The 26,509-nt window shown below is 29.4% G+C and carries 31 protein-coding genes; 21 read left to right on the top strand and 10 right to left on the bottom strand.

All coding sequences use genetic code 11. From position 1 onward, the window contains the following. Positions 1 to 621: autotransporter outer membrane beta-barrel domain-containing protein (locus CQA75_RS07850; protein ID WP_137624439.1), on the top strand; the 621-nt coding region annotated here is incomplete at its 5' end. Positions 622 to 986: 365 nt separating this feature from the next. Here CQA75_RS07850 and glnA read toward each other — a convergent pair. Further along, positions 987 to 2,417: a type I glutamate--ammonia ligase gene (glnA, locus tag CQA75_RS07855; protein WP_137624440.1), complete on the bottom strand. Its 1,431-nt coding sequence runs from the start codon at positions 2,415 to 2,417 to the stop codon at positions 987 to 989. A gap of 212 nt (positions 2,418 to 2,629) precedes the next feature. On the opposite strand from glnA, the gene CQA75_RS07860 reads away from it, so the two are divergent. From CQA75_RS07860 to CQA75_RS07945, 18 genes are all read left to right on the top strand, one after another. Next, complete coding sequence (locus tag CQA75_RS07860) at positions 2,630 to 3,331, top strand: protein phosphatase CheZ (protein WP_137624441.1); 702 nt, start codon at positions 2,630 to 2,632, stop codon at positions 3,329 to 3,331. Continuing rightward, a complete protein-coding gene (locus CQA75_RS07865; protein WP_137624442.1) occupies positions 3,331 to 4,587 on the top strand; it encodes a peptidase U32 family protein in 1,257 nt (418 codons plus the stop codon). The genes CQA75_RS07860 and CQA75_RS07865 overlap by 1 nt, the downstream gene beginning before the upstream one ends. After that, positions 4,584 to 5,078, top strand: coding sequence for a 5-(carboxyamino)imidazole ribonucleotide mutase (gene purE / locus CQA75_RS07870; RefSeq protein WP_137624443.1), 495 nt, complete (start codon positions 4,584 to 4,586; stop codon positions 5,076 to 5,078). The genes CQA75_RS07865 and purE overlap by 4 nt, the downstream gene beginning before the upstream one ends. Before the next feature lie 8 nt (positions 5,079 to 5,086). Then, positions 5,087 to 5,635 (top strand): DUF3972 domain-containing protein, encoded by a 549-nt coding sequence (locus tag CQA75_RS07875; protein ID WP_137624444.1) that lies wholly within the window; start codon positions 5,087 to 5,089, stop codon positions 5,633 to 5,635. Continuing rightward, positions 5,632 to 6,495 carry a glycine--tRNA ligase subunit alpha gene (gene glyQ, locus CQA75_RS07880; protein WP_137624445.1) on the top strand — a complete coding sequence of 288 codons (864 nt, stop codon included), beginning with the start codon at positions 5,632 to 5,634 and terminating at the stop codon, positions 6,493 to 6,495. Before CQA75_RS07875 ends, glyQ begins: the two co-directional genes overlap by 4 nt. After that, positions 6,482 to 7,207: a Nif3-like dinuclear metal center hexameric protein gene (locus CQA75_RS07885; RefSeq protein ID WP_137624446.1), complete on the top strand. Its 726-nt coding sequence runs from the start codon at positions 6,482 to 6,484 to the stop codon at positions 7,205 to 7,207. Before glyQ ends, CQA75_RS07885 begins: the two co-directional genes overlap by 14 nt. A 9-nt stretch (positions 7,208 to 7,216) precedes the next feature. Further along, complete coding sequence (locus CQA75_RS07890; RefSeq protein WP_137624447.1) at positions 7,217 to 7,933, top strand: zinc ribbon domain-containing protein; 717 nt, start codon at positions 7,217 to 7,219, stop codon at positions 7,931 to 7,933. Beyond that, positions 7,930 to 9,087, top strand: coding sequence for a lipid IV(A) 3-deoxy-D-manno-octulosonic acid transferase (gene waaA, locus CQA75_RS07895; RefSeq protein ID WP_137624448.1), 1,158 nt, complete (start codon positions 7,930 to 7,932; stop codon positions 9,085 to 9,087). The genes CQA75_RS07890 and waaA overlap by 4 nt, the downstream gene beginning before the upstream one ends. After that, on the top strand, positions 9,068 to 9,820 hold the full coding sequence (locus CQA75_RS07900; RefSeq protein ID WP_137624449.1) for an RluA family pseudouridine synthase: 753 nt from the start codon (positions 9,068 to 9,070) through the stop codon (positions 9,818 to 9,820). Before waaA ends, CQA75_RS07900 begins: the two co-directional genes overlap by 20 nt. Before the next feature lie 59 nt (positions 9,821 to 9,879). Further along, positions 9,880 to 11,217, top strand: a complete 1,338-nt coding sequence (gene ffh, locus CQA75_RS07905) for a signal recognition particle protein (RefSeq protein WP_137624450.1) — start codon at positions 9,880 to 9,882, stop codon at positions 11,215 to 11,217. A gap of 64 nt (positions 11,218 to 11,281) precedes the next feature. Further along, on the top strand, positions 11,282 to 11,509 hold the full coding sequence (rpsP, locus tag CQA75_RS07910; RefSeq protein ID WP_004277416.1) for a 30S ribosomal protein S16: 228 nt from the start codon (positions 11,282 to 11,284) through the stop codon (positions 11,507 to 11,509). A gap of 2 nt (positions 11,510 to 11,511) precedes the next feature. After that, the gene (locus tag CQA75_RS07915) at positions 11,512 to 11,754 is read left to right on the top strand and encodes a KH domain-containing protein (protein WP_137624451.1); all 243 of its coding nucleotides are present in this window, start codon (positions 11,512 to 11,514) and stop codon (positions 11,752 to 11,754) included. After that, positions 11,747 to 12,286, top strand: a complete 540-nt coding sequence (gene rimM / locus CQA75_RS07920; RefSeq protein WP_137624452.1) for a ribosome maturation factor RimM — start codon at positions 11,747 to 11,749, stop codon at positions 12,284 to 12,286. The genes CQA75_RS07915 and rimM overlap by 8 nt, the downstream gene beginning before the upstream one ends. Then, entirely contained in the window at positions 12,283 to 12,987 is a 705-nt protein-coding gene (trmD, locus tag CQA75_RS07925) for a tRNA (guanosine(37)-N1)-methyltransferase TrmD (RefSeq protein WP_137624453.1), read from the top strand. The genes rimM and trmD overlap by 4 nt, the downstream gene beginning before the upstream one ends. A 10-nt stretch (positions 12,988 to 12,997) precedes the next feature. Further along, entirely contained in the window at positions 12,998 to 13,354 is a 357-nt protein-coding gene (rplS, locus tag CQA75_RS07930; RefSeq protein ID WP_137624454.1) for a 50S ribosomal protein L19, read from the top strand. A gap of 149 nt (positions 13,355 to 13,503) precedes the next feature. Continuing rightward, positions 13,504 to 13,920 carry a hydroxyisourate hydrolase gene (gene uraH, locus CQA75_RS07935; RefSeq protein WP_137624455.1) on the top strand — a complete coding sequence of 139 codons (417 nt, stop codon included), beginning with the start codon at positions 13,504 to 13,506 and terminating at the stop codon, positions 13,918 to 13,920. Positions 13,921 to 13,936: 16 nt separating this feature from the next. Continuing rightward, a complete protein-coding gene (locus CQA75_RS07940) occupies positions 13,937 to 15,283 on the top strand; it encodes a class II 3-deoxy-7-phosphoheptulonate synthase (RefSeq protein WP_137624456.1) in 1,347 nt (448 codons plus the stop codon). Next, entirely contained in the window at positions 15,277 to 15,609 is a 333-nt protein-coding gene (locus CQA75_RS07945; protein ID WP_137624457.1) for an ArsC/Spx/MgsR family protein, read from the top strand. Before CQA75_RS07940 ends, CQA75_RS07945 begins: the two co-directional genes overlap by 7 nt. Before the next feature lie 25 nt (positions 15,610 to 15,634). Here the strand turns inward: CQA75_RS07945 and CQA75_RS09490 are convergent, their stop codons facing one another. Beyond that, on the bottom strand, positions 15,635 to 15,874 hold the full coding sequence (locus CQA75_RS09490; RefSeq protein WP_281276536.1) for a SelT/SelW/SelH family (seleno)protein: 240 nt from the start codon (positions 15,872 to 15,874) through the stop codon (positions 15,635 to 15,637). A 138-nt stretch (positions 15,875 to 16,012) separates the two neighbouring features. Here CQA75_RS09490 and dnaE point away from each other — a divergent pair, with 138 nt between their 5' ends. After that, positions 16,013 to 19,615: a DNA polymerase III subunit alpha gene (gene dnaE, locus CQA75_RS07955; RefSeq protein WP_137624459.1), complete on the top strand. Its 3,603-nt coding sequence runs from the start codon at positions 16,013 to 16,015 to the stop codon at positions 19,613 to 19,615. Positions 19,616 to 19,617: 2 nt separating this feature from the next. Here the strand turns inward: dnaE and CQA75_RS07960 are convergent, their stop codons facing one another. The 5 genes from CQA75_RS07960 to CQA75_RS07980 are packed head-to-tail and all read right to left on the bottom strand — an operon-like array spanning position 19,618 to position 23,578. Continuing rightward, positions 19,618 to 20,244: a YggS family pyridoxal phosphate-dependent enzyme gene (locus CQA75_RS07960; RefSeq protein WP_137624460.1), complete on the bottom strand. Its 627-nt coding sequence runs from the start codon at positions 20,242 to 20,244 to the stop codon at positions 19,618 to 19,620. Positions 20,245 to 20,284: 40 nt separating this feature from the next. Further along, a complete protein-coding gene (flaC, locus tag CQA75_RS07965; RefSeq protein WP_137624461.1) occupies positions 20,285 to 21,034 on the bottom strand; it encodes a flagellin C in 750 nt (249 codons plus the stop codon). A 37-nt stretch (positions 21,035 to 21,071) separates the two neighbouring features. Beyond that, positions 21,072 to 21,542 (bottom strand): DUF4149 domain-containing protein, encoded by a 471-nt coding sequence (locus CQA75_RS07970; protein ID WP_137624468.1) that lies wholly within the window; start codon positions 21,540 to 21,542, stop codon positions 21,072 to 21,074. Between the two features lie 51 nt (positions 21,543 to 21,593). Further along, the gene (locus tag CQA75_RS07975; RefSeq protein ID WP_137624462.1) at positions 21,594 to 22,394 is read right to left on the bottom strand and encodes a HemK/PrmC family methyltransferase; all 801 of its coding nucleotides are present in this window, start codon (positions 22,392 to 22,394) and stop codon (positions 21,594 to 21,596) included. Next, entirely contained in the window at positions 22,391 to 23,578 is a 1,188-nt protein-coding gene (locus CQA75_RS07980) for a M48 family metallopeptidase (RefSeq protein WP_137624463.1), read from the bottom strand. The genes CQA75_RS07975 and CQA75_RS07980 overlap by 4 nt, the downstream gene beginning before the upstream one ends. 137 nt (positions 23,579 to 23,715) lie before the next feature. On the opposite strand from CQA75_RS07980, the gene CQA75_RS07985 reads away from it, so the two are divergent. Continuing rightward, a complete protein-coding gene (locus tag CQA75_RS07985) occupies positions 23,716 to 23,895 on the top strand; it encodes a molybdenum cofactor biosynthesis protein (RefSeq protein WP_137624464.1) in 180 nt (59 codons plus the stop codon). A 4-nt stretch (positions 23,896 to 23,899) separates the two neighbouring features. Here the strand turns inward: CQA75_RS07985 and mog are convergent, their stop codons facing one another. Genes mog through CQA75_RS08000 form a run of 3 tightly spaced genes read right to left on the bottom strand, consistent with a single transcriptional unit; the run spans position 23,900 to position 26,249 of the window. Then, positions 23,900 to 24,433, bottom strand: coding sequence for a molybdopterin adenylyltransferase (mog, locus tag CQA75_RS07990; RefSeq protein WP_137624465.1), 534 nt, complete (start codon positions 24,431 to 24,433; stop codon positions 23,900 to 23,902). A gap of 24 nt (positions 24,434 to 24,457) precedes the next feature. Next, the gene (gene corA, locus CQA75_RS07995; RefSeq protein ID WP_137624466.1) at positions 24,458 to 25,447 is read right to left on the bottom strand and encodes a magnesium/cobalt transporter CorA; all 990 of its coding nucleotides are present in this window, start codon (positions 25,445 to 25,447) and stop codon (positions 24,458 to 24,460) included. Between the two features lie 37 nt (positions 25,448 to 25,484). Further along, positions 25,485 to 26,249: a basic amino acid ABC transporter substrate-binding protein gene (locus CQA75_RS08000; RefSeq protein WP_137624467.1), complete on the bottom strand. Its 765-nt coding sequence runs from the start codon at positions 26,247 to 26,249 to the stop codon at positions 25,485 to 25,487. Positions 26,250 to 26,509: the final 260 nt, after the last annotated feature.

Below are 26,509 nucleotides of genomic sequence, written 5' to 3' on the forward strand. Positions count from 1 at the left end.
TATTATGCAGGTTTAAAATATTTTAACACCTTATTTACAACAAGCAAAGGTCAAGAAGTTTATCTAAAAGCTCAAGGTAAAACAGCCTTTGTTAAAAATGAATTAGGTAAAAAAATCGGCAAGAGTGAAGCTAAAGCTAATCCACATTCTTATGCTTATGGTTTAGGTACAGATTTGGGTATGAATTTTAACTATGGCAATAATATCTTCTCTCCAGAAGTAGGTTTAGCTTATGAAGGTGGTTATACTGAAGCTTTTTCTATGATCAATACTAAAGGTCAAGCTACAGTTAAAGGTGGAGAAAGAACTTATGCAAACTATTTAAATCTTTTCTCTACAAGAACAAGCTTTACATGGTTTAGAGATTGGTTGCCAAATTTAAAAACCTCTATGACTTTAGGAGCTAAGCTTAATATCAATCCAGAAGTTACAGCTAAAGCTAGATTTGGTCAAGTAAAAGTAAAAGATAAATTCCATTTACCAAGATTACAAAGATATGTAACTACATCTATGATTGTTCCTTTAAATGATGTTTTCTATTTTAGCTTAAACTATAATGGAATGTTTGATGCTAAAGGTAATACTCATACAGGTTTTGCACAATTTAACTATGTATGGTAAATTAAATCATGAGAATTCTTAAAAATTAAAAACAAATTGTGGGTTAGTGTTGGGTGGGTTTTCCTTTTTGTAAAAATCATTTCAAAATAAAACTACTGATTAAATCAGTGGTTTTATTTCTTTGGTTTTAGTTTTTTATTTTTTTATTTTTATTATCTTCTATTATTCTTAGTTGAATTATCTTGTTTTTATTTTTTGTTCTTGTTAATATTATTTTTGAATTTTTGGTTATAAGATGTATTGATTAAAATAGGTTTATGTTTAAAAAATATCGATTTGATGAAGAATGTAATGTAAAACCTTAGGAATATAAAATAGATTAGATTTTGATTAAAAGGATTTTAATATTAAAATCCTTCTTTAAATCAGCAAGAATAGCAGGTTTTAAATTCATAAGCAGTTGGACGTGCTTCTACTGGCCATACTTGAGTTTCAAATTTTAAATGTTGATAATCATCAATAAAAAGATCACTCATAATAGGCTTTAGATAGGTATTGTTGCGAATGAGAGCTTCTAGGCTTCCTCTTAGGGTGTGTGGAAGTTGTTCTATACCTTTTTTACGAATTTCATCTAAGGTTAAATCAAATAAATTTTCATCCATTGGTCCAACTGGAATGGTTTTATTTTGTATCCCATCAAGTCCTGCCATCAATAAACTCGCAAAAGCAAGATATGGATTTGCTGTATTATCGGGAAAACGGATTTCAATACGAGCTGAATTTTTTTCTATACCGTAAGGTATGCGACAACTTGCACTTCTATTTTGGCAAGAGTAGGTTAAAATACAAGGAGCTTCAAAACCTGGAACTATTCTTTTATAAGAATTTGAACTTGGATTTGTAAAAGCAGCAAGACTTCTAGCATTTTTTAAAATTCCACCTATGTAGTGTATAGCAGTTTGACTTAAATTTGCATATCCTTGTTTATCGTAAAACAAATTAACTCCATTTTTCCATAAACTCATATGCACATGCATACCACTTCCATTATCTCCATAAAGCGGTTTTGGCATAAACGTTGCTGTTTTACCATTTAAATGCGCAACCATTTTGACAACGTATTTATAAATTTGAACATTATCAGCAGCTTCTACAAGTGTATCGTATTTTACTCCAATTTCTGCTTGAGCTTGTGCAACTTCGTGATGATGTACAAAGGTTTTAAGTCCAACTTTTTCAAGAGTTTGTACCATTTCAGCTCTGATATCCACTAAAGAATCTACAGGTTGTACGGGAAAATATCCGCCTTTTTTGCGAGGCCTATGACCCGTGTTATAACTATCCATAAATTCTTTATCATCATTCCATTCTCCCTCTTCGGTATCAACCTCGTATTTTGAGCAGTGTGCTGTATCTACTATTTTTACACTATCAAAGATAAAAAATTCATTCTCTGCACCAAAATATGCTGTATCGGCTATACCGCTATCTTTAAGATATTGCATTGTTTTTTTCGCGATACTTCTTGGGCATTTTTCATACATTTGACCTTTGTAAATATCATATACATCACAAAAAACAATAATCGTAGGATCCGCTGTAAAAGGATCCAAAAAGGCACTTTGCGCATCAGGTTTTAGGATCATATCTGATTTTTCAATAGGTTGCCATCCTTGCAAAGAGCTTCCATCAAATGGAATTCCTGTATTAAAAGTTTCTTTATCGATTGAATGGATATTATAGGTAATGTGGTGCCAAGTTCCTATCATATCCGTAAAACGAAAATCCACAAAAAGCACTTCATTTTGTGTGCAAAATTCAAAAAAATCATTGATATTATTAACAAATTTTCCCATGTATTCTCCTTAGTAAGCATTAATTTTTAAAATTGTATCATATTATTTTAATAAAAATTTTGTTAATATCTTTGAAACAAATTACAATTAAAAATTCAATAGGAAGGAATATTTAAAAAAATATTAGAATTTATATTTTTATTTCAGATTAAATAGAATATAATCTTAAAATATTAAGAAATATTTACATATTTTAAAAATTAAGGAAAACAATGACTCAAGAAGAACTTGATGCTTTGATGAATAGTGATTTAGATTCTGAAGATACCTTAGAGTCTGAAACTGTGGCTGAAGTAGAGACTCAAAGTAATGAAACTCAAGAAGCAAAAATAGAAGATGTAAAAGTAGCTGATTATAGACCAAATCCTAATTTGGCATGGCCACCACCACCACCAAGTCAAGAGCATAAAGTGGTACATCAGCTTGATGATGTAACTAAGGATAGTGAGCAAAAAGCCACTGAAATGATGGAAAGACTTGAAAATATCAGTAATTTTTTTGTAGATTCTGAAAGTTTAATAGCTGATATTAATAAAATTTTAGATAAAAATATCGAAATTTTTACAAGATTAAATGAGAAATTTCCTAATGTTGAAAGCTTTAGTGAGGCTTTAGAGTCTAATACAAAAGCTAAAAAAATGAGTGGCGATATTGTTGATCATTTGCAAGGCGGTCAAGATGAAGTTATGATGGCTATGGATGCTATGCAATATCAAGATATCCATCGTCAAAAAATAGAGCGTGTTATTAATGTTATGCGTGCTTTAAGTCGATACATGAGTTCTTTATTTGAAGGCAGAATTGACGATAAAAAACGTGTTAGCTCTGCGGTACACATAGAAGGAGATAGCACAGCAGAGGTTGTAAGTAATGATGATATAGAAGCCTTAATAGCAAGTTTAGGCCAAAAATAATGATCATTCCAGAAATCGTAGCTCCAGCTGGAAATTTTACAAAGCTAAAAATTGCTTTAGCTTATGGAGCTGATGCGGTTTATGCTGGGGTAAATAATTTTTCTTTGCGTTCTAGAACGGCTAAAGAATTTACTTATGAAACTTTTGAAGAGGCTGTAAGATATACTCATGATAAGGGTAAAAAAATTTATGTTACCCTAAATGGTTTTCATTTAAGCGGACAAATAGAAGGTCTTAAACGCCATATTTTAAAACTTCGCGATATGAAGCCTGATGCTTTTATTGTTGCATCGGTAGGTGCTATGAAATTAGTACGAGAATTGGCTCCTGAAATTCCTTTGCATGTATCTACTCAAGCTAATGTTTTAAATTACCTTGATGCTGAAGTTTATAAAAGTATGGGTGCTAAACGTATTGTTATTGCTAGAGAATTAAGTCTAAAAGATTCTAAAATTTTAAAAGAAAACTGCGATGTAGAGCTTGAAGCTTTTGTTCATGGTTCCATGTGTTTTGCTTATTCTGGTCGTTGTTTGATCAGTTCGGTTCAAAGTGGAAGAATGAGCAATAGGGGTTCTTGTGCTAATGATTGCAGATTTAATTACGAGCTTTATGCTAAAAATCCTGAAAATAATACACTTTTTAGACTCGAAGAAGATGAAAATGGCACACATATTTTTAATTCCAAAGATTTAAATTTATGTTCTTATATAGAAAAGATTATGCAAGAAAATTGTATTAGTGCATTTAAGATAGAAGGAAGAACAAAAAGTGAATATTATGTTGCACTGACTACAAGAACTTATAAAATGGCTATTGAGGATGCTTTAAATCATAATTTTGATCCTAAAAAATACGAAAGAGAAATTTATACTCTTAAAAATCGAGGGTTTACGGATGGTTATTTAGTTTCTCGTCCCTTGGAGAAAACAGACACTCAAAATCATCACACAAGCATAGAAGAAGGTACGCATCAAGTTCATGCTATTATTGAAGATGGAGATTATTTTAAATGTAAAGGTAAAATAGTTTTAGATACAGCTTATGAAATTTTACTTCCTTTGGGAGACAAACTCGAAGAATGTGAAAATGAAATAGGCAAAATTTATCAAAAAGATGATAAGTATTTTATAGAATTTAAAAAATTAATTGCAAAAAATAATAAAGAATTCACAGAAATCCATAGTGGAAATGAAAATGAGATTAAAATGCCAACTAAAATTAGTGAATTTAGTTTTCTAAGAAAGGAAATTTTATGAAATTTATTTCTATTTTAATGGGAAGCAAGAGTGATTATGAAATTATGCAAGAGTGTGCCAATATTTTTAAACAATTTAATGTTAAATATGAACTCATTATTACTTCAGCACATCGTAGTCCGCAACGCACTAAAGAATATATAAAAAAAGCAGAAGAAAAAGGTGCTCAAGTTTTTATAGCAGCTGCAGGTATGGCGGCGCATTTAGCTGGAGCGGTTGCCGCTTGCACAACTAAGCCGGTTTTAGGAGTTCCTATGTCAGGAAGTAATTTAGCAAGCATGGATTCTCTTTTTTCTACTGTGCAAATGCCAAGCGGAATTCCTGTAGGAACTTTGGCTATTGGTAAAGCGGGTGCTCAAAATGCTGCTTATTTAGCAATACAAATTCTTGCTTTAAGTGATGATAAACTAGCACAAGCTTTAAAAGAAGATAGAGAGACTAAAGAAAATAAATTGATTGCAGACTCAAAAAGTGTTGAAATTTTACTATAGGAAGAAAGATGCAAACTTATTTAGAGCTTGAAGAATTTTGCAAACTTGTGCATTTAAATGAAGACGTTGTCAAAGGTATGATGGCTAAAGGTACTTTAAATTTTAAAGAAGAAGAGGGTGTAATTTATATAGAAGCCAATCAAGGTACTTTTAGTGTTGTTCCTGCTACTAATTCACAATCTGCTATGGTTAATTCCATGACTTTAGCTGGAGAAAGTTTTGTAGAAAAAACTATAGGAACAATTTTAAATTTACATGAAAAAGTTTTAGATGCAAAGGATGAAACACTTGAGGCTTTAAAAAATGAAAATAAATTTTTAAAAGATGCACTTTATTCCATGCAAGAACTTTATGAAGAAGATAGGAAAACAATAGAAACTTTAAATAATGAGTTAAAACATGCAAGAGAAGAAGTTGAGTTTTTAAAGCGTAAGTATAAGCTTATGTGGAGCAAGACAACTGAAATTTTTGGAGCAAAAACGGAGCCTGATTTGGAAATGAATAAAGAAGTTAAAACTGATGTGAATTTGGATAATGATCAAGAAGGTGAAAAATGAATTTTTCACAAATGATATTAAAGCTACAAGAATTTTGGCAGCAACAAGGCTGTGCTATAATGCAATCATATGACATGCCTGCTGGGGCAGGGACTTTTCATCCTGCTACTTTTTTGAGGAGTCTCGGAAAGCAACCTTGGGCTGCAGCTTATGTGGCACCTTCACGTCGTCCAACGGATGGAAGATATGGAGAAAATCCTAATCGCTTAGGGGCTTATTATCAATTTCAAGTTTTAATCAAACCTAGTCCAGAAAATATACAAGAACTTTATCTCAGAAGTTTAGAAAATTTAGGTTTTGATTTAAAAAATCATGATATACGCTTTGTGGAAGATAATTGGGAAAGCCCGAGTTTGGGAGCTTGGGGGCTTGGTTGGGAAGTTTGGCTTGATGGTATGGAAGTTACACAATTTACATATTTTCAACAAGTTGGAGGTATAGCAGTAGATTTAGTCAGTGCTGAAATAACCTATGGACTTGAAAGAATTGCCATGTATCTTCAAAATGTTGATAATGTTTATGATATTGTTTGGAGTGAATTTCAGGGTAAAAAAATCACTTATGGTGATGTTCATAAACAAAGTGAATATGAGTTTAGTAAATATAATTTTGAAGTAAGTGATGTTGAGTTTTTAAATCAGCAATTTGAGAATGCTTATAAAGAATGTAAAAATATATTAGAGCAAGGACTAGCGTTGCCAGCTTATGATTATTGTATGCTTGCAGCACACACTTTTAATCTTCTTGATGCAAGAGGGGCTATTTCTGTTGCGCAAAGACAAGATTATATGTTAAAGATTAGAGAACTTTCTAAAAATTGTGCTCAGGTTTATAAAAAAACGTTAAATGAAACTGATTGATATTTATAATTTCTTAGATCAATTAAGCCCTTTTAACAATCAGCAAGATTGGGATAATAGTGGTCTTTTGCTTGGAAATAATCAAGATGAGATTAAAACTGTATATTTAAGCTTAGATGTAGATGAAAATTTAATTGAACAAGCTGAAAATAATTCTTTATTTATAACTCACCACCCCCTTATTTTTAAGGGTTTGAAAAATTTAGCAAATTTGAATTATCCTAAGGCTTTTGTTAAAAAAATGATAGAAAAAAATATCTCATTAATATCCATGCACACAAACTTTGATTTAAGTCATTTAAATAGGTATTTTGTTGAGGAAATTTTAGATTTTAAAATCGCTTTTAAAGACGAGTTTTTGATCTATGTTGATCAAGAATTTGATTTTTTTCAATTGTGTGAATATTTAAAATTAAAATTGCAAATGGATATTTTAAGAATTAGTTATTGTGGAAAAGAAAAAATCAAGCGTCTTGCTATTTGCACTGGAAGTGGTGGAGATCTTATATCTAAAGTGCAAGCAGACTGTTTTTTAAGCGGAGACTTTAAATATCATCAAGCTATACAAGCAGTGAGTGACGGTTTAAATTTGATCGATATAGGACATTTTGAAAGCGAACGGTATTTTTCACAATGTCTAGCAAAAGACTTGAAAAATTTGCCACTAAAGGTTATAATATCAGTTTCAAAAAATCCATTTCAATATTTTTAAGGAATATATATGAATAAACATCTCGAACAATTAGTGCTTTTATCCAAAATAGATCAAGAAATCGATAGTTTTGAACCAAGAATTGATAGCATAGCTAAAAATTTAAAAGATGCTGAAAATAAAATCAGCCAGATTAATACTCAAATCAGTGATTTAGAGCTTGAGATTGAAGATGTAAAAAATCAAAAAAATCAAAATAACTTACATATTTCAGAATTTTCAGCGAAAATAAAAGAGCTAGGCAAAAAAAGCGGTTCTGTAAAAACAGAAAAAGAAGCTAATGCTTTAAAAATAGAAGAGGATATTGCTAAAGAACAGCTTGATTCAGCTAATGATGAGATTATTCGTTTGGATAAAATTTTGGAAAATAAAGAGCTTTTTAAAAAAGAACTTTTAGAAAAAAAAGCCAAAGAAGAACAAGATATAGAAGCGATAAAGGCAAGCATTAAAACTCAAATGGAAGCCTTGGAAAAAGAAAGAATGGATGTTTATGCTAAAAAAACTAAACTTGTTGCAGATATCAATTTAAAAGTTTTAAGTTTTTATGAAAAAATTAGAAAATGGGCAAAAAATACAGCAGTTGTAGCTGTCAAAAAACAAGCATGTTACGGTTGCTTTATGAAAATTTATGATAAAACTTATTTATCTGTGATAAAAGGAGAAGAAATTATAACTTGCCCACATTGTGGTAGAATATTATATAAAGAGCAAGAAGATAAGAGTTGATTCTTTGTTATTATATCTTAGCGTGGATAGCTTTTATAATATTGGCTATCCCTATTTTTATCCTTTCTTTATTGAAACAAAAATATAAATATAGTTTAAAAGCACGATTTTTTTTATTTAAAAATTTTCATCAAAAAATTTCTGATGTTCATTTTCATGCTTGTTCCTATGGAGAAACAAGAAGTATTAAAGAATTTGCTTTAAAATTTGACTCTAGAATTACCACTATAACGCAAACGGGTTTTAACTGTGCTAAAGAATTTTGTAAAAAGGTAAATTATCTTCCTTTTGAAAATTGGATACCATTATGGCTTAAACCTACAAAGGTTTTGGTTATTTTTGAGGCTGAATACTGGCTCATGCTCGTTTTTATGGCTAAATTTTATCGAGTAAAAATCATTTTACTTAATGCACGGATTTCGGATAAATCTTATAAAAGTTATCTAAGATTTCGTTTTTTTTATAAAAAAATTTTTTATTATATTGATGAAATTTTTGCACAAAGTGATGTGGATAAAATAAGGCTTGAAAGTTTGGGAGCAAAAAACGTTAAAGTTTTACACAATATCAAAGCAAACATTGCAATAAAGCCTAATAAAAATTATTTTAAACCTAAGGAAAAATTAATCATTTTTGCAAGTACGCATGTGGGTGAAGAGGAATTGCTGCTTGATTATATCAATTTAACCAAAGAGGAAAAACTCATCATTGCTCCTAGACATCCGGAGCGTTTTTTTGAGGTTGAAAATTTGCTCAAAAATAAAGGCTTAGAATTTGAAAAATTTAGCCTTTTAAACACTCAAAATAAAAATTTTAGCAAAAAGATTTTATTGCTGGATGCTTTAGGAGAGTTAATTAACTTTTATGCTATTTCAGATATAGTGGTTTTAGGTGGATCTTTTTTTAAAAATATTGGTGGGCACAATCCTATAGAGGTGGCTTCTTTTAAAAATGTTTTGATATCAGGGCCATTTATTGATAATCAAAAGGTTTTGTTTGATAAGGTTGAAAATGTTTATTTTTGCAATGATTTAAAAGAATTAGATTATAAAATTCATCATTATAATTTAAAAGCAAAAATTAAAAAAAGTGATGATTTATCGCAAGTTTTTAAGGCAATACAGGAAGGAATTGATGCAAGAAAAAGCTTATAAAATTTTAGCTTTGCAAGAAAATATTTCAAATCGTGAAGCTAAGGAATTGATAGATAAAGGATGCGTTTTTACGCATGGAAAGAAAGTGCTTATCGCAAGAGCTTTAATGAGTGATAAAACAAAATTCAATATTGTAAAAACGGCAAATCCTAGTGTTATTTTTGAAGATGATAAAATTATCGCCATTAACAAACCTTATTCTTATATAAGTGAGGACTTGGAAAAAAAATTTAGTGCAAAATTGCTAAATCGTATTGATAAAGAAACAAGCGGAGTGATTTTGCTTTGCAAGGATGAGAATTTTAGAAAGCTCTGCATTGAAGAATTTAAGCGACAAAAAGTTTATAAAAGTTATATAGCGGTTTTAGATGGAATTTTAGCAGAAGAGATAGAAGTGAATGAACCCATTTTAACTATAAAAACAAAAAGAGGGGCTTTGAGTAAAATTTCTAAAGAAGGTTTGAGTGCGTCAAGTTTATTTATTCCTATCATGGTTCAAGCTAAAAAAACCTTAGCAAAAATCATTATTCATACAGGAAGAACTCATCAAATCAGAGTGCACGCTAATTTTATTAAGCATGGAATTATAGGGGATGAAAAATATGCAAAAATCATTAATAATAGAATGTATTTACATAGCTATGAAATAAATTTATTTGATTATAAATTTAAAGCAGATTTGGATCATAGCTTTTTTAACTTAGGTTTTGAAATAAAAAATTTAGATTTTTAAAGCCATTTAAGAAAAAATTTTGTATAATTCTAAGCTTAAATTAAAAAGAAAGGTATAAAGTGTTTGAATTAATTGGCGAATCTTTTAAATCAGCGATTAACAAGCTACGTTTTGTTGATGATGAAAAAGCGCTTAAAAATGCTTTAGAAACCTTAAAAAAATCCCTTCTCAAGGCTGATGTACATCATAAAGTCGTTAAAGAATTATTGATGCTCGTTGAAGATGATGTCAAAAAAAATGGGATAGGGCAAAAACAATTTTTAGATGCTATAAAATCAAATTTAGAAAATATTTTAAATATTAATGGAAAAAATCAAGGTTTTGTATTTTCCTCAAAACCTCCAACAGTCGTTCTCATGGCTGGTTTGCAAGGTGGAGGTAAAACCACTTCTACAGTTAAACTTGCAAATTATTTGAAACTTCGCAATAAAAAAGTTTTAATTGCTGCTTGTGATTTGCAACGTTTGGCGGCCGTTGAACAACTTAAACAGCTATGCAGTGCAAATGAGATTGATCTTTTCTCCTTAGATGATGAAAAAAATCCTATAGAAGTTGCAAAACAAGCTTTAGATAAGGCTAAAAATTCTATGGTTGATGTATTGCTAGTTGATACCGCAGGACGTTTAGCTATTGATGAAATTTTGATGGATGAATTGAAAAAAATCAAAGAAGTTTTAAATCCTGATGAAATTTTTTATGTTGCAGATGCAATGAGTGGTCAAGATGGTGTTAAAACAGCAGCTAGTTTTAATCAAGCTTTGGGTATTAGTGGTGTGATTTTATCTAAATTTGATGCAGATACTAAAGGGGGTGTTGCTTTAGGAATAGCCAAGCAAGTTGAAACTCCTTTGAGATTTATAGGAACTGGTGAAAAAATAGCAGATTTAGAAGTTTTTATACCTGATAGAATTGTTAGTAGGATCATGGGCGAAGGTGATTTAGCGACTTTAGCCGAAAAAACTGCAGCCGTAATTGATGAAAAAGAAGCAAAAAAGCTTAATCAAAAAATTAAAAAAGGTGAATTTAATTTTAATGACTTTTTAAATCAAATGGAGAGTATGAAAAAGCTTGGTAGCATGAAATCTCTCATTGGTATGATTCCTGGACTTTCTAATATGTCTTCGGCTATAAAAGATATAGATCTTGATAATTCCAAAGAGATTTTGCACATTAAGGCTATGATTTCTTCAATGACTCCTAAAGAAAGAGAAAATCCAGATTTGCTTAATAACGCTAGAAAGCGTCGTATAGCAGAAGGTGCTGGTTTGTCTCAAATGGAGGTAAATAGGTTTTTAAAACAATTTACCAATGCAGCGAAATTAGCTAAAAAATTTTCAGGAAAAAAGGGAATGGAAAGTTTGATGCAAATGATGAATCAAGCTAGAAGACAATTTTAAAAAATTTTATTTATGAGTACGAGCTTGTATTTATAAATAAAATTTTTTATTTTAAGGAGTAATAATGACAGTAATTAGACTTACAAGAATGGGAAGAACAAAAAGACCTTTTTATCGTATTGTGGTAACAGACAGCAGAAAACGTAGAGATGGTGGTTGGATTGAAAGTATAGGTTATTATAATCCTATGGTTGAGCCTGAAGTTATTAAATTTGATGCAGAACGTTTAGCTTATTGGAAAAGCGTAGGTGCTAAATTAAGCGATAAAGTTGCTTCAATTACTAGCAAATAATTATGGTAGAGAAATTTTTAAAAGAATACACCAAGTTAATCGCAGATTATCCTAATAAAATTTCAACTGAAAAAATAGAGCTTGGTGAAAATTTTTTTGAAATTATACTTTATGTTGATAAGACAGATACCGGAAAGCTTATCGGCAAAAATGGTAAAATGATCAATGCGATTAAAACTGTTGTATCTGCTTTTAAAAGCAAGGATGCAACAAATTATCGTGTAACGGTAAAAGCACTTGAGTGAAGAAGATTTTATCCAAGTTGCTAAACTTGGAAAAACTGTCGGTCTTAAAGGTTTTTTAAGACTTTATAATTTTAGTGATTTTTCAAAGCAGTTTAAGAAAGATTCCTCTTTTTTTATTGATAAGGGTCGTAAAAAATTAATCATAAAATCATACAATTATACTAATTCTTCGATTTTATTTGAAGGGTATGAAAGTATTGAGCGAGCTCAAGAGCTTGTAAATACTATTTTGTATCAAAGCATTGAAACTACTCGTAAAACTTGCAAATTAAATAAGGATGAATTTTTTTATTTTGATATCTTAGGGTGTAAAATTTTATTTCAAGAGCAATTTTTGGGTAAAGTGAGTAATATATTAGAAATTGGAAATTCTTTTTTATTTGAAATAGAAACTGATAAAGAATTTCTTGTTAAAAACTATCCTAAAGTATTTTTTATACCCTATCTTGATAAATTTGTCAGTAAAATTGATATAGATAAAAAAAATATTTTTTGCACTCAAGATGCTTTTTTGATTTTAGAAAATTCATGAAATTTACTTTTGTATCTTTATTTCCTAATTTGATTGAATTTTATTTTCAAGATTCAATTTTATCAAGAGCAAGAAAACAAAATCTTTTCAAACTCGCATTTATCAATCCTAGAGATTTTAGTGAAAATCCATATCATAAGGTGGATGATTATAAAATCGGTGGCGGAGCAGGACTTTTGATGCAAGTTGATCCACTATACAATGCTTTGAATTTTATTCAGAATAAAGAAGATGAGCCTTATTTTATTTTTTTAACCCCAAGCGCAAAACTATTTAACCAAAAAGATGCAAAACGTTTAAGTAAAAAGAAAAATATTGTATTTATTTGTGGAAGATATGAAGGTATTGATGAAAGAGTGATAGAAATATTTGCTAACGAGGTTTTTAGTATAGGAGATTTTATTTTAACTGGTGGAGAATTACCAGCTTTAACTCTTTGTGATGCAATTTTAAGAAATGTAGATGGAGTTTTGGGAAATACTTGCAGTCTTGAAGAAGAGAGTTTTGAAAACAATTTACTGGAAGCTCCTTCATTTTCAAAACCTTTTATTTTTGAAAAAAAAGGTCAAAGTTTTTATACTCCTTCAGAGTTTTTAAAGGGTAATCACGCTAAAATTGCAAGTTTAAAAACTACTTTAGCGTTTTGCAAAACTAAATTTTTTCGTCCAGATCTATTTTTGGAGCATAAACGCAAAAAATGAGGGATTTTTTATGAAAAACAAATACATAGAACAATTTGAAGCTAAGCAAATCGAGGGTAAGAATATTCCAGAATTTCGTGCTGGAGATACTTTAAAGCTTGCAATTCGTATTAAAGAAGGTGATAAAACAAGAATTCAAAATTTTGAAGGTGTTTGTATTGCTAGAAGAGGTAATGGAGTAAGCGAAACTTTTATTGTTCGTAAAATTGGTGCTAATAATGTAGGTGTTGAGAGAATTTTCCCAATTTATAGTGAAAGCTTAGAGAGTATCACTGTATTAAGAAAAGGACGCGTTCGTCGTGCAAGACTGTTCTATCTTAGAGATAGACGTGGTAAAGCGGCTCGTATTAAAGAACTTAAAAAATAATAATATTTGCAGCGATTGTATCGTTGTAAATATTTTATACTACTTATCTAAAAAATATCTTTTTAAATAATTTTTATCATTTGATTATATTTGTTAAGAGTATTTTATTATAATCAAGATCTATAAAATTATTTATTAAGGAGAAAAAAATGTTTTCGGTTAAAAAAATTGTTGCATTTTTGATTATTAGCGTTCCATTATTTTTAAACGCTGCGCAGTATCAATTGAGCACCCATGTTTTAGATATTGTTTCAGGAAAGCCTGCGCCTAAAGTTAAGGTAGAGCTTTATAAAATGGAAAAAAATCAAAAATGGAAGAAAATAGGCGAAGAATTTACAAAAGATGATGGAAGAATAGGTGATTTTTTACCTTACGATAAACCAGAAAATAGAGTAAGTGGAATTTACAAGCTTAAATTTTACACTAAAGACTATTATACGTCTCACAAAGTTGATACATTTTATCCTTTTATAGAAATTAGTTTTGAGCTTTCTAAGGATCAAAAGCATTATCATGTGCCGATCACTCTTTCACCATTTGGTTATTCTACCTATAGAGGAAGTTGAGAATTAAAATTTTATTATGAAATGGAATATTAACTCTTGGAGAAGATATCCTGCTAGACAACAACCTATTTATCCGAATCAAAAAGATTTGGATAAAGTTCTAGCTAAACTTCAAAAATTACCTCCTTTAGTATTTGCAGGAGAAGTCAAAGCTCTTCAAAATGACTTAATCAAAGTTTCACGAGGCGAAGCCTTTTTACTTCAAGGTGGAGATTGTGCTGAAAGTTTTAAGAATTTTGGCGCTATTAATATACGTGATATGTTTAAAATTTTACTTCAAATGGCTATAGTTTTAACTTTTGCAGGTGGATGTCCTATAGTTAAGATTGGACGCATAGCGGGGCAATTTGCAAAACCTAGAAGTAATGATTTTGAAGAATTAAATGGGATAAAACTTCCTAGTTATCGAGGGGATATTATCAATGATTTTAAATTTGATCAAAGATCAAGGATCCCAGATCCTAAAAGAATGCTAGAAGCTTATTATCAAAGCGCTACAACTTTAAATTTATTACGTGGATTTGCTAAGGGTGGTTTGGCTGATTTACGTGAAGTCCATCGTTGGAATTTAGGCTTTTTGAAAAAAAATAAATTATATAAACAATATGCCCACATGAGTGAAAAAATATCCGAAACTTTAAATTTTATAGAAGCTTGTGGTATTAATATAAAAGATACATCTACGCTTAAAGAAGTTAATATTTATACTTCTCACGAGGCTTTACTTTTACCTTATGAAGAATCTTTAACAAGAGTGGATAGTTTAAGCGGAGAAATTTATGATTGTTCTGCTCATATGCTATGGTTGGGAGAGAGAACTAGAGCTGTTGATGAGGCACACGTTCATTTTTTAAGTGGGATAAAAAATCCTTTAGGGGTTAAAATAGGTCCTAATGCTACCGCTGAAGATATTATAGCTTTAGCTAATTCTTTAAATCCTTTAAATGAAGAGGGTAGATTAAATATTATCATTAGAATGGGTGTTGAAAAGATAGTTCAAAAATTGCCTAAAATTTTTGCCAGACTTAAAAGTGAAGGGTTAAACTTAATTTATAGTATTGATCCTATGCATGGCAATACTACAAAAATAGGAAATTATAAAACGAGAGAATTTGATAAAATCACTCAAGAAGTTAAATCCTTTTTTGAAATTGCCTATAGTGAGGGAATTTACGCAGGAGGAGTTCATCTTGAAATGACAGGACAAAATGTTACAGAGTGTATAGGCGGTGCTTCAAATATTACTCAGCAAAAATTAAATAAGCGTTATGAAACTCAATGCGATCCAAGGCTAAATGCTGATCAAGCTTTAGAACTCGCATTTTTGATTGCAGATTTATTAAAAAGGAATAGGAAATGTTAAATTTTTATGGTATAAAAAATTGCAATAGCGTTAAAAAATCTCAAGAATTTCTTGAAAATAAAAAAATTAAATTTGAATTTTTTGATATTAAAAAACTTGATGAAAAAACTTTTGATTTTTGGATTAGCCAAAGAGATATTACAGAATTTGTAAATACAGCAGGTATGACTGCTAAAAAGATCGGATTAAATAAAGAAAGGCTCATACATTTAAGTAAGGATGAGTTAAAAAAGATGATATTAGATAATCCAAGCTGTATCAAACGCCCAGTGATAGAATCTCAAGGTAAAATTTATATCGGAAAAGAATATGAATCTTTAAAATGACAACGATTTTAAAGATTCTATATTTTTACATCTTGCTGATTAGATCAAGTATTTCTCCTTCGTGTGGAAATCTTTCACTTTCGCAATTTATAAGATCCATTTTTGAAAAGATTATTTTTGAATCAACTTTCACGATAAAATCGCCCTTATTGCCAATTTCAAAATCGATATGAATGTCTTGAAATTTATTTTTTAATTCTTCTGCAACACGTGCAGCTTGAGGACGATAGTTTCAAAGATTGCAATAAATAATTTTTACTTGCATTTTATCTCCTTTTTAGACTTTTTATAATTATAGTATATTTTTTAAATTTTTAAATGATCTAAAAGAATAAATTCTTAAAAATTCAGCGATAAAAAAATATAATAAAAATATATTTTGAGCATTTTTCAAGGATAAATAATGAGTCAATTTACCCATCTTCATTTGCACACTGAATATTCTTTGCTTGATGGCGCTAATAAATTAAAAGAATTAGCAGATACTTTAAAAGAGCAAGGAGTTACAAGCGTAGCTATGACAGATCATGGCAATATGTTTGGTGCTATTGATTTTTATCAAACGATGAAATCAAGAGGCATTAAGCCGATCATAGGCTTAGAAGCGTATTTACATAATCATGATGATATAAGTGATAAGAGTTCTAGACAGCGTTTTCATCTTTGTTTGTATGCCAAGAATGAGATAGGTTATCAAAATTTAATGTATTTAAGCTCTCAAAGTTATATTCATGGACTTTATTATTATCCACGTATCAATAAAAAAATTTTAGAAAAACATAGTGAAGGGCTTATCTGTTCATCGGCTTGTTTGCAAGGTGAGGTTAATTGGCATTTAAATGTCCAAAGCCAAAGAAATGCTCGTTTTGGTGCAAAAGGATATGAGAGTGCCAAAGAAGCAGCATTGTGGTATAAAGATGTTTTTAAAGATGATTTTTATTTAGAAATCATGAGACATGGTATTTATGATCAAAGATGTATTGATGATGATATTATAAGATTATCTAAAGAATTAAATATAAAAATTATAGCTACAAATGACACACATTATACTTTTAAAGAAAGAGCTGCGGCGCATGAAGTTTTTATGTGTATAGCAATGGGAAAAAAATTAAACGATCCTGATCGTATGCGTCATAGTGTACATGAATTTTATGTAAAAACTCCTCAGCAAATGGCAGAGCTTTTTTCAGATATCCCAGAGGCTATAGAAAATACGCAAGAAGTAGCACAAAAATGTAATTTAGAATTAAATTTGGGAAATCCAACTCCTCCTAATTTTAAATTTACTAGAGAATATGCTAAAGAATATAATTTGCAATTAAAAGATGAAAAAAAAGAATTCAGTTTTGATAATGATGATATTGTTTTTGAATATCTTTGCAATAAAGGTTTAGAAGAAAGATTAAAATTCATAGATGAGGATAAGCACAAAGATTATAAAGAACGTTTGCAAAGAGAGATTGAAATCATTAAAAATATGAAATTTTCAGGTTATATGCTTATTGTACATGATTTTATAGCTGTTGCTAAAAGCAAAGGCATTCCAGTTGGACCAGGAAGAGGATCTGCTGCTGGAAGTTTAGTGGCTTATTGTTTAAAAATCACAGATTTGGATCCTTTGCCTTATAGTTTGCTTTTTGAGCGTTTCTTAAATCCAGAGCGTGTTTCTATGCCAGATATTGATGTTGATTTTTGTCAAGATAGGCGAGGGGAAGTGATTGATTATGTTATTGATAAATATGGCTCTGATAAAGTTGCACAAGTTATAACTTTTGGTAAGTTATTGGCACGTGGGGTGATTAGAGATGTTGCTAGGGTGTGTGATATGAGTATCCCTGATGCCGATGAGCTTGCTAAGCTTATCCCTGAAGAGCTTAAAATCACTTTAGATAGTGCTTATGAAAAAGAGCCAAAGATTAAAGAATTTATCGATAGACATCCTAAAGGGCATGAGGTTTGGGAATATGCAAAAGCTTTAGAAGGGCTTAATAGAAATGCGGGTATGCATGCAGCGGGTGTTGTTATTTCAAACGAAAGTTTATGGAAAAAAACTCCTCTTTTTAGGCAAAGCAAAAACGATGAAAGACATTTGGTAACGCAGTATTCTAAGGATCATTTAGAAGATGTTGATTTGATTAAATTTGACTTTTTGGGTCTTAAAACTTTAACCGTTATTAATAATGCTATCAATCTTATAAAAAAGCGATACAATAAAGATATAATTTGGGAAAGTATCGATGTAAATGATCCTAAAGTTTATAAAACTATACAAAGTGGAAATACTTTGGGGATTTTTCAAATAGAATCAGATGGCATGCAAAGCCTAAATGCAAGGCTTAAGCCAGAAAGATTTGAAGATCTAATTGCGGTGTTAGCTTTGTATCGACCAGGACCAATGGAATCTGGAATGCTTGATGATTTTATTGATAGAAAGCACGGTTTAAAAGATATAAAATATCCTTTTGATGTTTTAAAAGAAGTTTTAGAGCCGACTTATGGGGTTATAGTTTATCAAGAACAAGTTATGCAAATAGTTCAAATTATCGGCGGATTTTCTTTGGGTGGGGCAGATGTTGTACGTCGTGCTATGGGTAAGAAAGATCCTGAAAAAATGAAAAAATTAAAAGATGAATTTGCTGACGGGGCTGAAAAACAAGGCTATAATAGAAAAGAAGCTGAGGATCTTTGGGAGCTTATTTTAAAATTTGCAGGCTATGGTTTTAATAAATCGCATTCTGCAGCTTATGCTCTCATTACCTTTCAAACTGCTTATTTGAAAACTTATTATCCTAGTGAATTTATGGCTGCACTTTTAACGAGTGAAGAAAATAATGTTACTAAAATTGCTGTTTATATAGATGAGATGAAAAAGATGAATATTAAACTTTTACCACCTTCTATTAATAAAGCTATGCGCGAATTTAGTGCCATAGAGCAAGAAGATGGAAAAGATGCGATTGTTTATGGCTTAGGGGCAATTAAAAGTGTAGGAATTCCTGCAGTTGAAAATTTACTTGAAGCTAGAGAAAGTGGAGAATTTAAAGATATTAATGATTTTTTAGGCAAAATAGAACCTGCAAAAATCAATAAAAGAGCGTTAGAAAGCCTTATTAAAGCTGGTGCTTTTGATGAATTTGGTTATACGCGTAAATGTTTATTTGATAACTTAGAAAATCTTTCAGAGGGTTCAAGAAAAATGGCTGAAGTAAGAAAAAATGCAGCAAGTTCCCTTTTTGGAGAAGATGAGCTTTCTAGTGGTTTACAAGCGAATTTTATCGTCAAAAATGACGAATTTGAAATCATGGAAAAGCTCGATTTTGAAAAAGAAATTTTAGGAATTTATGTTTCTGGTCATCCTTTGGATCGTTTTTATGAAGAGTTTAAGGATATTGATTATGTAAAAAGTATCGATTTTTCATCGCTTAAAGGTAATGGGGAGATATTGAGTATCGGAAAAATAGAGGGCTTTAAAACCATGATGAGTAAAAACAATAAACGTTATGGTAGGCTCGAAATTTTAGACTTTTATTCTACCTTTGATGCAACTGTTTTTGAATCCAATATAGAAGAATTGGAAAATATTTTAAAAGATGAAGAATCAAAAAACAAGGCCTATGGATTTTTATTAAGTTATAAATCTGATGAAGGTAAGGTTGATAGTTTTGCTTTAAGATCAATTAAAAAGCTAGAAGAACTTAAAGAAGGAGATTTTAAGGCGATTAAGAAATTTTCAACTAAAAAAATAGTCCAAGAAAACAAAGATTTCACTGAAGAACCTAAAGAATTTGAAAAAAATATTATCGAACTTGATATTTCTAAATTAAATCGTGAATTAATTTATGAAATTCACAATATAGCAAGAAATGCACATAATCCAAATGAAAAGGGAAATCGCAAACTTGTTTTAAAAATCATCAGTGCTGGTTCTTGTTTGCTTTACCATACTGACTTTGTTATATCTGAAAATATAAGCCAAAAGATTATTGAAAAATATGCGGGATGATTTTAATTTTTAAATAAAATACTCCCCAATCTAACCATATTTGAGCCGCATTTTATTGCGAGTTCAAAATCATTACTCATTCCCATAGAGCAAATTTTTGCACCATACTTTTGTAATTTTTCATAAATTTTAAATGTAGTTTCAAAGCTTTTGATAATCTGATTTCGATCTTCTTCATTAGCGCCTATACTCATCACACCACAAAGATTTAATTTTGGGCATTCTTCTTGAATTTGTATGTATTCTTCTATTGCTTTATTTAAATCAATTCCACTTTTACTTTTTTCTTTAGCACTGTTTATTTCAAGCAAAGTATCAAGTTTATAATCAAGTCTTTGATTTACAGCTTGAGCAATTTTTAAACCATTGCAAGATTGCCAAAGAATAGGTTTTTGTTTGATTAAAAGATTGATTTTATTGCTTTGCAAATTTCCTATGAAATGCCATTTGATATTTAAATTTTCTTTATCAAGTTCTTGTTTTTTTCTAGATAAAGCCTGAACTTGGTTTTCTCCAAAATCAGTAATTCCAAGATCGAAAAATTTTTTAATGGTATTAAAATCCGTATATTTACTTGCGGCGACTAAATGAATATTTTTTGTTTTTTCTAAAATTTGTTCTAAATTCATGGATGATTGTATTTAAAGCCTTTTTTAAAAGGCTTTAAAATTATTGTAATAAGCTTGCGATTTTGCTTTGTAATTGCATATTTGATTGAGCTGCTACGAAAGCCGCTGCATTTTCTTTCAAATAGTTGGTATTAAAATCATTGACATTTTTAGCTATATCATTATTTAAAAGATTATTTTCAGCTGCTTTTGCATTAATGCTATTTTGGACACTAGAATTAATATTTGAAGTGATAGCATTAATACCAGAGCCAATTTCACTTCTAAGACTACCAAGTTGATCCATAAAATTTGTAATGCTATCTTGATTATCTATGCTAAGACCCGCTGTAGAAAGTGAATTCAGGTTTGCTGTTTCAGTACCACTTCCTACAACAAAGTTCATAGTTTGAAATACATTTTTACCATTATAGGTTGCATTGTTGAAAGAATCATTAATAGAATCTTGAATTCTTGTAGCTTCTGTTCTTAGCATATTCTTTTGAGAATCATTTAGAGCAGCGTTATTCATCTTTACTGAAAGCTCGTTTAGTCTATCGGCACTTTGAGAAATATTTGTCAAGCTAGCATCAGCGATTTGTAACACACCAATAGCATCATAAGCATTAGCTATTCCTTGATCTATTGTACTAGATTGAGATCTTAAAGAATCAGCAATAGCCAAATTTGCACTATCAACTCCACTGATTGCACGAACAGCAGCAATATTTTCTAAAGCTTTATCACTAGCTTTTTGGGCGTTATTTAAATAGTAGTTTTGTTGCATCATGGTTGCATCAGAAATCATCATAGCGTGCCTCCTTATTTATTTAAATTTTTTGATTATATCATTTTTTCTCTATTTTAAAACTTAAAAAATATAAAAATATTTGAGATACTAAAATTATTTTCAAAGTGATTTCACTTGCACTGTGTATGCTAGTAAATTCAGTACTAGTGGTTGCTTGTTCGCCTAATTTTTGCATAGAGATAATTTGTTCAGTAAAATAAAATACAAAAACTAAGCTTAAAATTAAAATAATTAAACTTAACATTAGTTTTGAAAATTTAATTTTAAAATTAAATTTTTCTCTAAAATAAGAAAAAATTTCAAATAAGATATTTATGGTTGAAACAATAAGCAGCAAATATCCCATTTTTATAAAAATTTGTGTCATTAAAATTCCACTTTGATAATGACTTAAAATTCCATCTCCAATAAAATTTTGAGGATAAAAAATAACAGGTGCAACGACAATGCCAAGTATAAGTTCTATACCTATCATGGCTGCAAGTAAAAATAAATTAACAGCTTTCAAAATTTTCTCCAACTTATTTTTTTGATTTTTAGTTATCTTAGCATAAGAATTTTAGCCTTGAGTAAATTTTGCAATAAAAACTCGATCATGTCCAGCTTCATCTTTAAAAAATAAATTTGAAAAATGATATTGTTTTAAAATTTTATCTAAAACTTTTTTTTGATCATAGCCAAATTCACAGGCTAAAAATTTTACCTTTTGTGAGTAGCTAAATTGAATGATTTTTTCTAAAATTTCATAACCTTTTTCTCCGCCAAATAAAGCTTCTTTAGGTTCGCTTTGCACCCAAATATCTATAGGGTAGGAATTTTTTATATAGGGAGGATTTGAAAAAATAAAATCATAATTATCTTTTAATGTGGAAAAATCACAAAGCTTAAAATCGATTTGTTTTTCTACTCCGTGAAATTTTGCATTTTTTTTAGCAAGTTCTAATGCTTTAGGATTGATATCACAAGCGGTGAGATTAATTTTGAGTTCTTTGGCTAATATAATACTTAAAATTCCACTACCAAAGCCTATTTCTAAGATATTTTCAAATTGATGAATTTTGCATAAATTTAAAATTTGAGTCAATAATATTTCTGTGTCGTATCTAGGTATTAATACGCCTTTGTTTATCTGAAAATCTAAACCCCAAAAATCTACTTTTTCAAAAATATATTCAAAAGGCTCTCCTTTGCTAAAGCGATCAATGAGTTCAAAGTATATTTTTGGATCAAAATTTAATTCTTGATTTAAAAAAAGCCATGTTTTATCTTTATTTAGATACTCACAAAGTATAAAAATGGCTTCGTTTTCATGGTTTTTTAGTTTAGATTTTGCCCGTTTTAAAGCTTCTTTTATGGTCAAGAAAGAGCCTTAATTCTGTCATAAATACTTGGATGACTAAGATAAAAAAAGCTATAAATTTTACTCGTTTTAATAAAGGCTTTATTTTCTCTTGCTAATGCTATTAAAGCGTTTTTCATGTCTTCTTTGTGAGTGACTTTAGCTCCATGTAAATCGGCTGCAAATTCATTTTTTCTACTTAAAAAATTAATCAAAGGCGAAATAATAAAGCTAAATACATTGCTAAAAATAAGTAAAAGTGCAAAAACTCCAGCGCTGATATTATCTAAGTGCGTTTGCGTGTATAGAACTTGTGGTAAATGTGCAAAAATAAAAAAAAGTAAAAGCATCATAAAAGCACTACTAAATAGATTTTTTATGATGTCTTTATGGACAAAATGTCCGAGCTCATGCCCCAAAACGGCCAAAAGTTCCTTTTCATTAAGTGCCTTTAATAGAGTATCAAAAAGCACAACTCTTTTATTTTTAAAAAGTCCTCCAAAATAAGCATTTAAGCGTTTGTCTCTTTTGCTTGCATCCATTACATAAATTCCATTTGCATTGAAACCACATTTTTGCATTAAAGAAGAAATTTTATTTTGCAAATTTTCATCTTCTAATTTTTGAATTTTATTAAATATAGGAGCAATTAGAGTAGGGTAAATGATATTTATAAGTAAAATAACAAAAAATGAAAATACAAAAGCAGCAATCCACCATAATGACCCAAAAAAATCATAACAAAAAAGTAAAGCATAGATGATGAAAAAGCCAAATATTAAGGTTAAGAGTATGCTTTTTATGCTATCTTGGATAAAAATTTTTAAAGTCATATTTGAAAATCCGTGAGCTTTATCTTTTACAAAATGCTCATAAAAACTAATGGGTAAATTTATAATACTTGTTATGATTAAAAATGCTAACAAAAATAAAGTATTTTCAAGACGTGAATTCTCCTCAATAATCAAATTTTTAAGAAAATAAAAACCAAAACCAAGCCAAGCAGCATTTATAAAAAATGAATACAAATTAGAGAATAATTTAAATTTTTCATTGTCTATAGCAATATTAGCTGCTTTTTTATAGTCATTTTCGTCTAAAATTTGTGCTTTTTTTTGTTTTTCTTGTTTTAAAAAACCAATTTGTTGATAAGAAATAAAAGATAATATAACTGTATAAAGAAATAAAATTGCAATTAAAATCATATTTTTCCTTAAAAATAAAAATATTTTTGTTTTGAATTTTAACTTAAAATCATGAAATAAAGTTAATCATTAAAGAAATTATTAGTACAATATACATTAAAATTATTTTTTAAATTTTTATAATTTTAGGATGAGAAATGTTTAAGAAAAAAATACCTCAAAAACAAGATTTGAAAAATAAAGTTTCATTTAACGATGCTATTTTGGATGATAGGCTTTTTAATTTTACTCGTAAAATTCAAAAAATAAGTAAAGATGAAGCCAGTGCAAGTTTGCTGGCTAGACAGCTTAGTAGGCTTATTAAGGCTAATCAATAAATTATTAGCATTTTTTAGGGCGAAATATTTTAATCACTTCATCATTATTTTCTATATAAGAGCCTCCAATTAAATCTATACAATAAGGGATAGCTGGAAATATAGGATTTAGGCATTCCATGATAGCTTTAGGATTTCCTGGAAGATTTACAATGAGAGTTTTATTGCGAATTCCTGCAGTTTGTCTTGATAGTATTGCAGTAGGGACATATTTTAAACTTTCTAAACGCATTAATTCTCCAAATCCAGGCATCATTTTATCACATACAGCTTCAGTTGCTTCTGGGGTTACATCTCGCAATGCAGGTCCTGTTCCGCCACTTGTTATAATCAAATCACACTTTTTTTCATCACTTAGATAAAGTAATTTTTGTATGATTAAATCATAATCATCTGGAATAAGTTCTTTAAAATAATCAATTTTATTTTTTATGAAAGAATTAAGTATTCTTTCAACTTCACTTGTTGCTTTATCTTCATATATACCACTACTAGCACGATCACTTAGGGTTAAAATTCCAATTTTTATTATATCCATTTATAAATTCTCCTTGTTTTATTCTTAAAGCCAACCCTTCTTTTTAAAAAAGACTACGGGTAGTATGATAGAAACAACCATGATAAACAGTACGATAGGATAGGCATAATGTAAATCAAGCTCGGGCATAAATTTAAAATTCATCCCATAAATTGTCCCAATAAGTGTTGGTGGCATCATAGCAACTGTTGCAACTGTAAAAAGTTTAATAATTTTATTTTGCTCTATATTGACTTGACTTGCTAAAATTGTTTGTATGTTATCTAAAATATTAAGCTGAGAAACGCTAAATTCAACCAAGGAATTTAAGTCTTTAAGAACTATGGTTAAATTTTGTTTGATATCTTTATCTATTTTATCACTTTTTAATAAAGAAGTCATTGCTCTTCTTTTGTCAAAAAGAGAATCTCTAACACGCATATTTAATTCTTGTAAGCTAGAGATATCTTTTAACATTGCATCATAGCTATATTCATCTTTTTTTTCCAAGACGCTTATTCTTAATCGTCTTGCTTCTTTATCTACCCATTCGAGCAAGTCGGCATCTTTTTCAACACGTACTTCAAACATTTTATCAATGATATCGTATCCATCTTCAAAATTTTTAGGACTTGCAAGTATTCTAGCTTGAATTTCTTCAAAGGTGCTAAATTCGTTATATCTTATCGTAAATAAAATATTTTTAGCCGTTGTAAAGGTGACTATTTCTGTACTAAGATTGTTAGGGCTCGCTTTATCTTCATTATGCTTATAATCTCTGATTAAAAAATGTGCGTTAATAGTGATAGTTGCATTATCTTCCCAATATTTTGCACTGAGTTCTATTTCCTGACTTTCTTCTTTAGTTGGAAATTCAAGATCAAATTTATTAGCAATAAAAGTGATCTCAGCTATGCTTGGATGAAGTAAATCTATCCATAAAATATTTTCAGGTAGTTTTTGTATATTTTCATCCAAATTAAAGCAAATTCTTTGCACTAAGGCATTTTCTGTTTTAGTATAGATATAAAGCATAATGATTCCTTAAATACAATTTTGTATTTTTAATATTTTATTCTAAATCATATTTTTTTAAAAGTTTATCATAAGTTCCATCAGCTTTTAGTTCATCAATACCTTTGTTAAATCGAGCTAAGGCTTCTTTTTGTTTATCTTTATCAAAAGCAAAACTAAAGCCTTCGCTATCATCGTTTTCTTGATAAAAACTTACAAGTTCTGGATTTTCAGCAAGAAAGCCTTTTGCTGCATCTTGATCTATAATAATAGCATCAATTTTATTGTTTTTTAACGCTAAGACAGCGATATTTAAATCTTTATTAGCTTGAATTTCTGCATTTTTGATTTTTTTTGCAGCATTTTCTTGTAATGTTCCAAGTTGTACACCTATTTTTTTGCCTTCTAAATCACTTTTGGAATTGATTTCATTATTAGTTTTTAATTTAATATAAAGATTTTTGCTTTTAAAATAAGGTTGTGTAAAATCAACACTTTGTCTTCTCTCATCAGTCGCACTCATAGCAGAGGCAATCATGTCAATTTTTCCAGCTTTTAAAGCAGGGATTAAACCATCAAAACTAGTTTGAACCCAAGTGATCTCCATGTTTTCTTTTTTGCCAATAGCATTAACTAAATCCGTATCAAAGCCAGTAAGAATTGAATTTTCCTTATAATTAAAAGGCTTGTAATTAGGATCTGTCCCTACTTTTAGACTTAAAGTTGTATTTGAATCTGTTTGATTATTATTTTTATCTTTTTGACAAGCTGTAAAACATAAGCTCGTTAAAACAATACAAAAAGTAATAAATATTTTTTTCATTTAGAAATCTCCTTTTAAATTTAACATTTTTGATTTGATAATTATAATAAATTTTTTGTAATTATTTGAGATTTAATTTTATAAATTGATTAAAAAATATAATTATTTTATTAAAAATAACTAATTTTCGGTATTTATTATAAAAAAACGATACAAGCTAAAATACTTTAAACCCCCTTTAAGCTTAATTAGTTATACTTTCATTTCCTTTTTTTGAAAGGACTTAAAATCTTAAAAGAAGTTTCACCAAATACTTAATA

The sequence above is a fragment of the Campylobacter taeniopygiae genome (assembly GCF_005406225.1).
Classification (GTDB): domain Bacteria; phylum Campylobacterota; class Campylobacteria; order Campylobacterales; family Campylobacteraceae; genus Campylobacter_D; species Campylobacter_D taeniopygiae.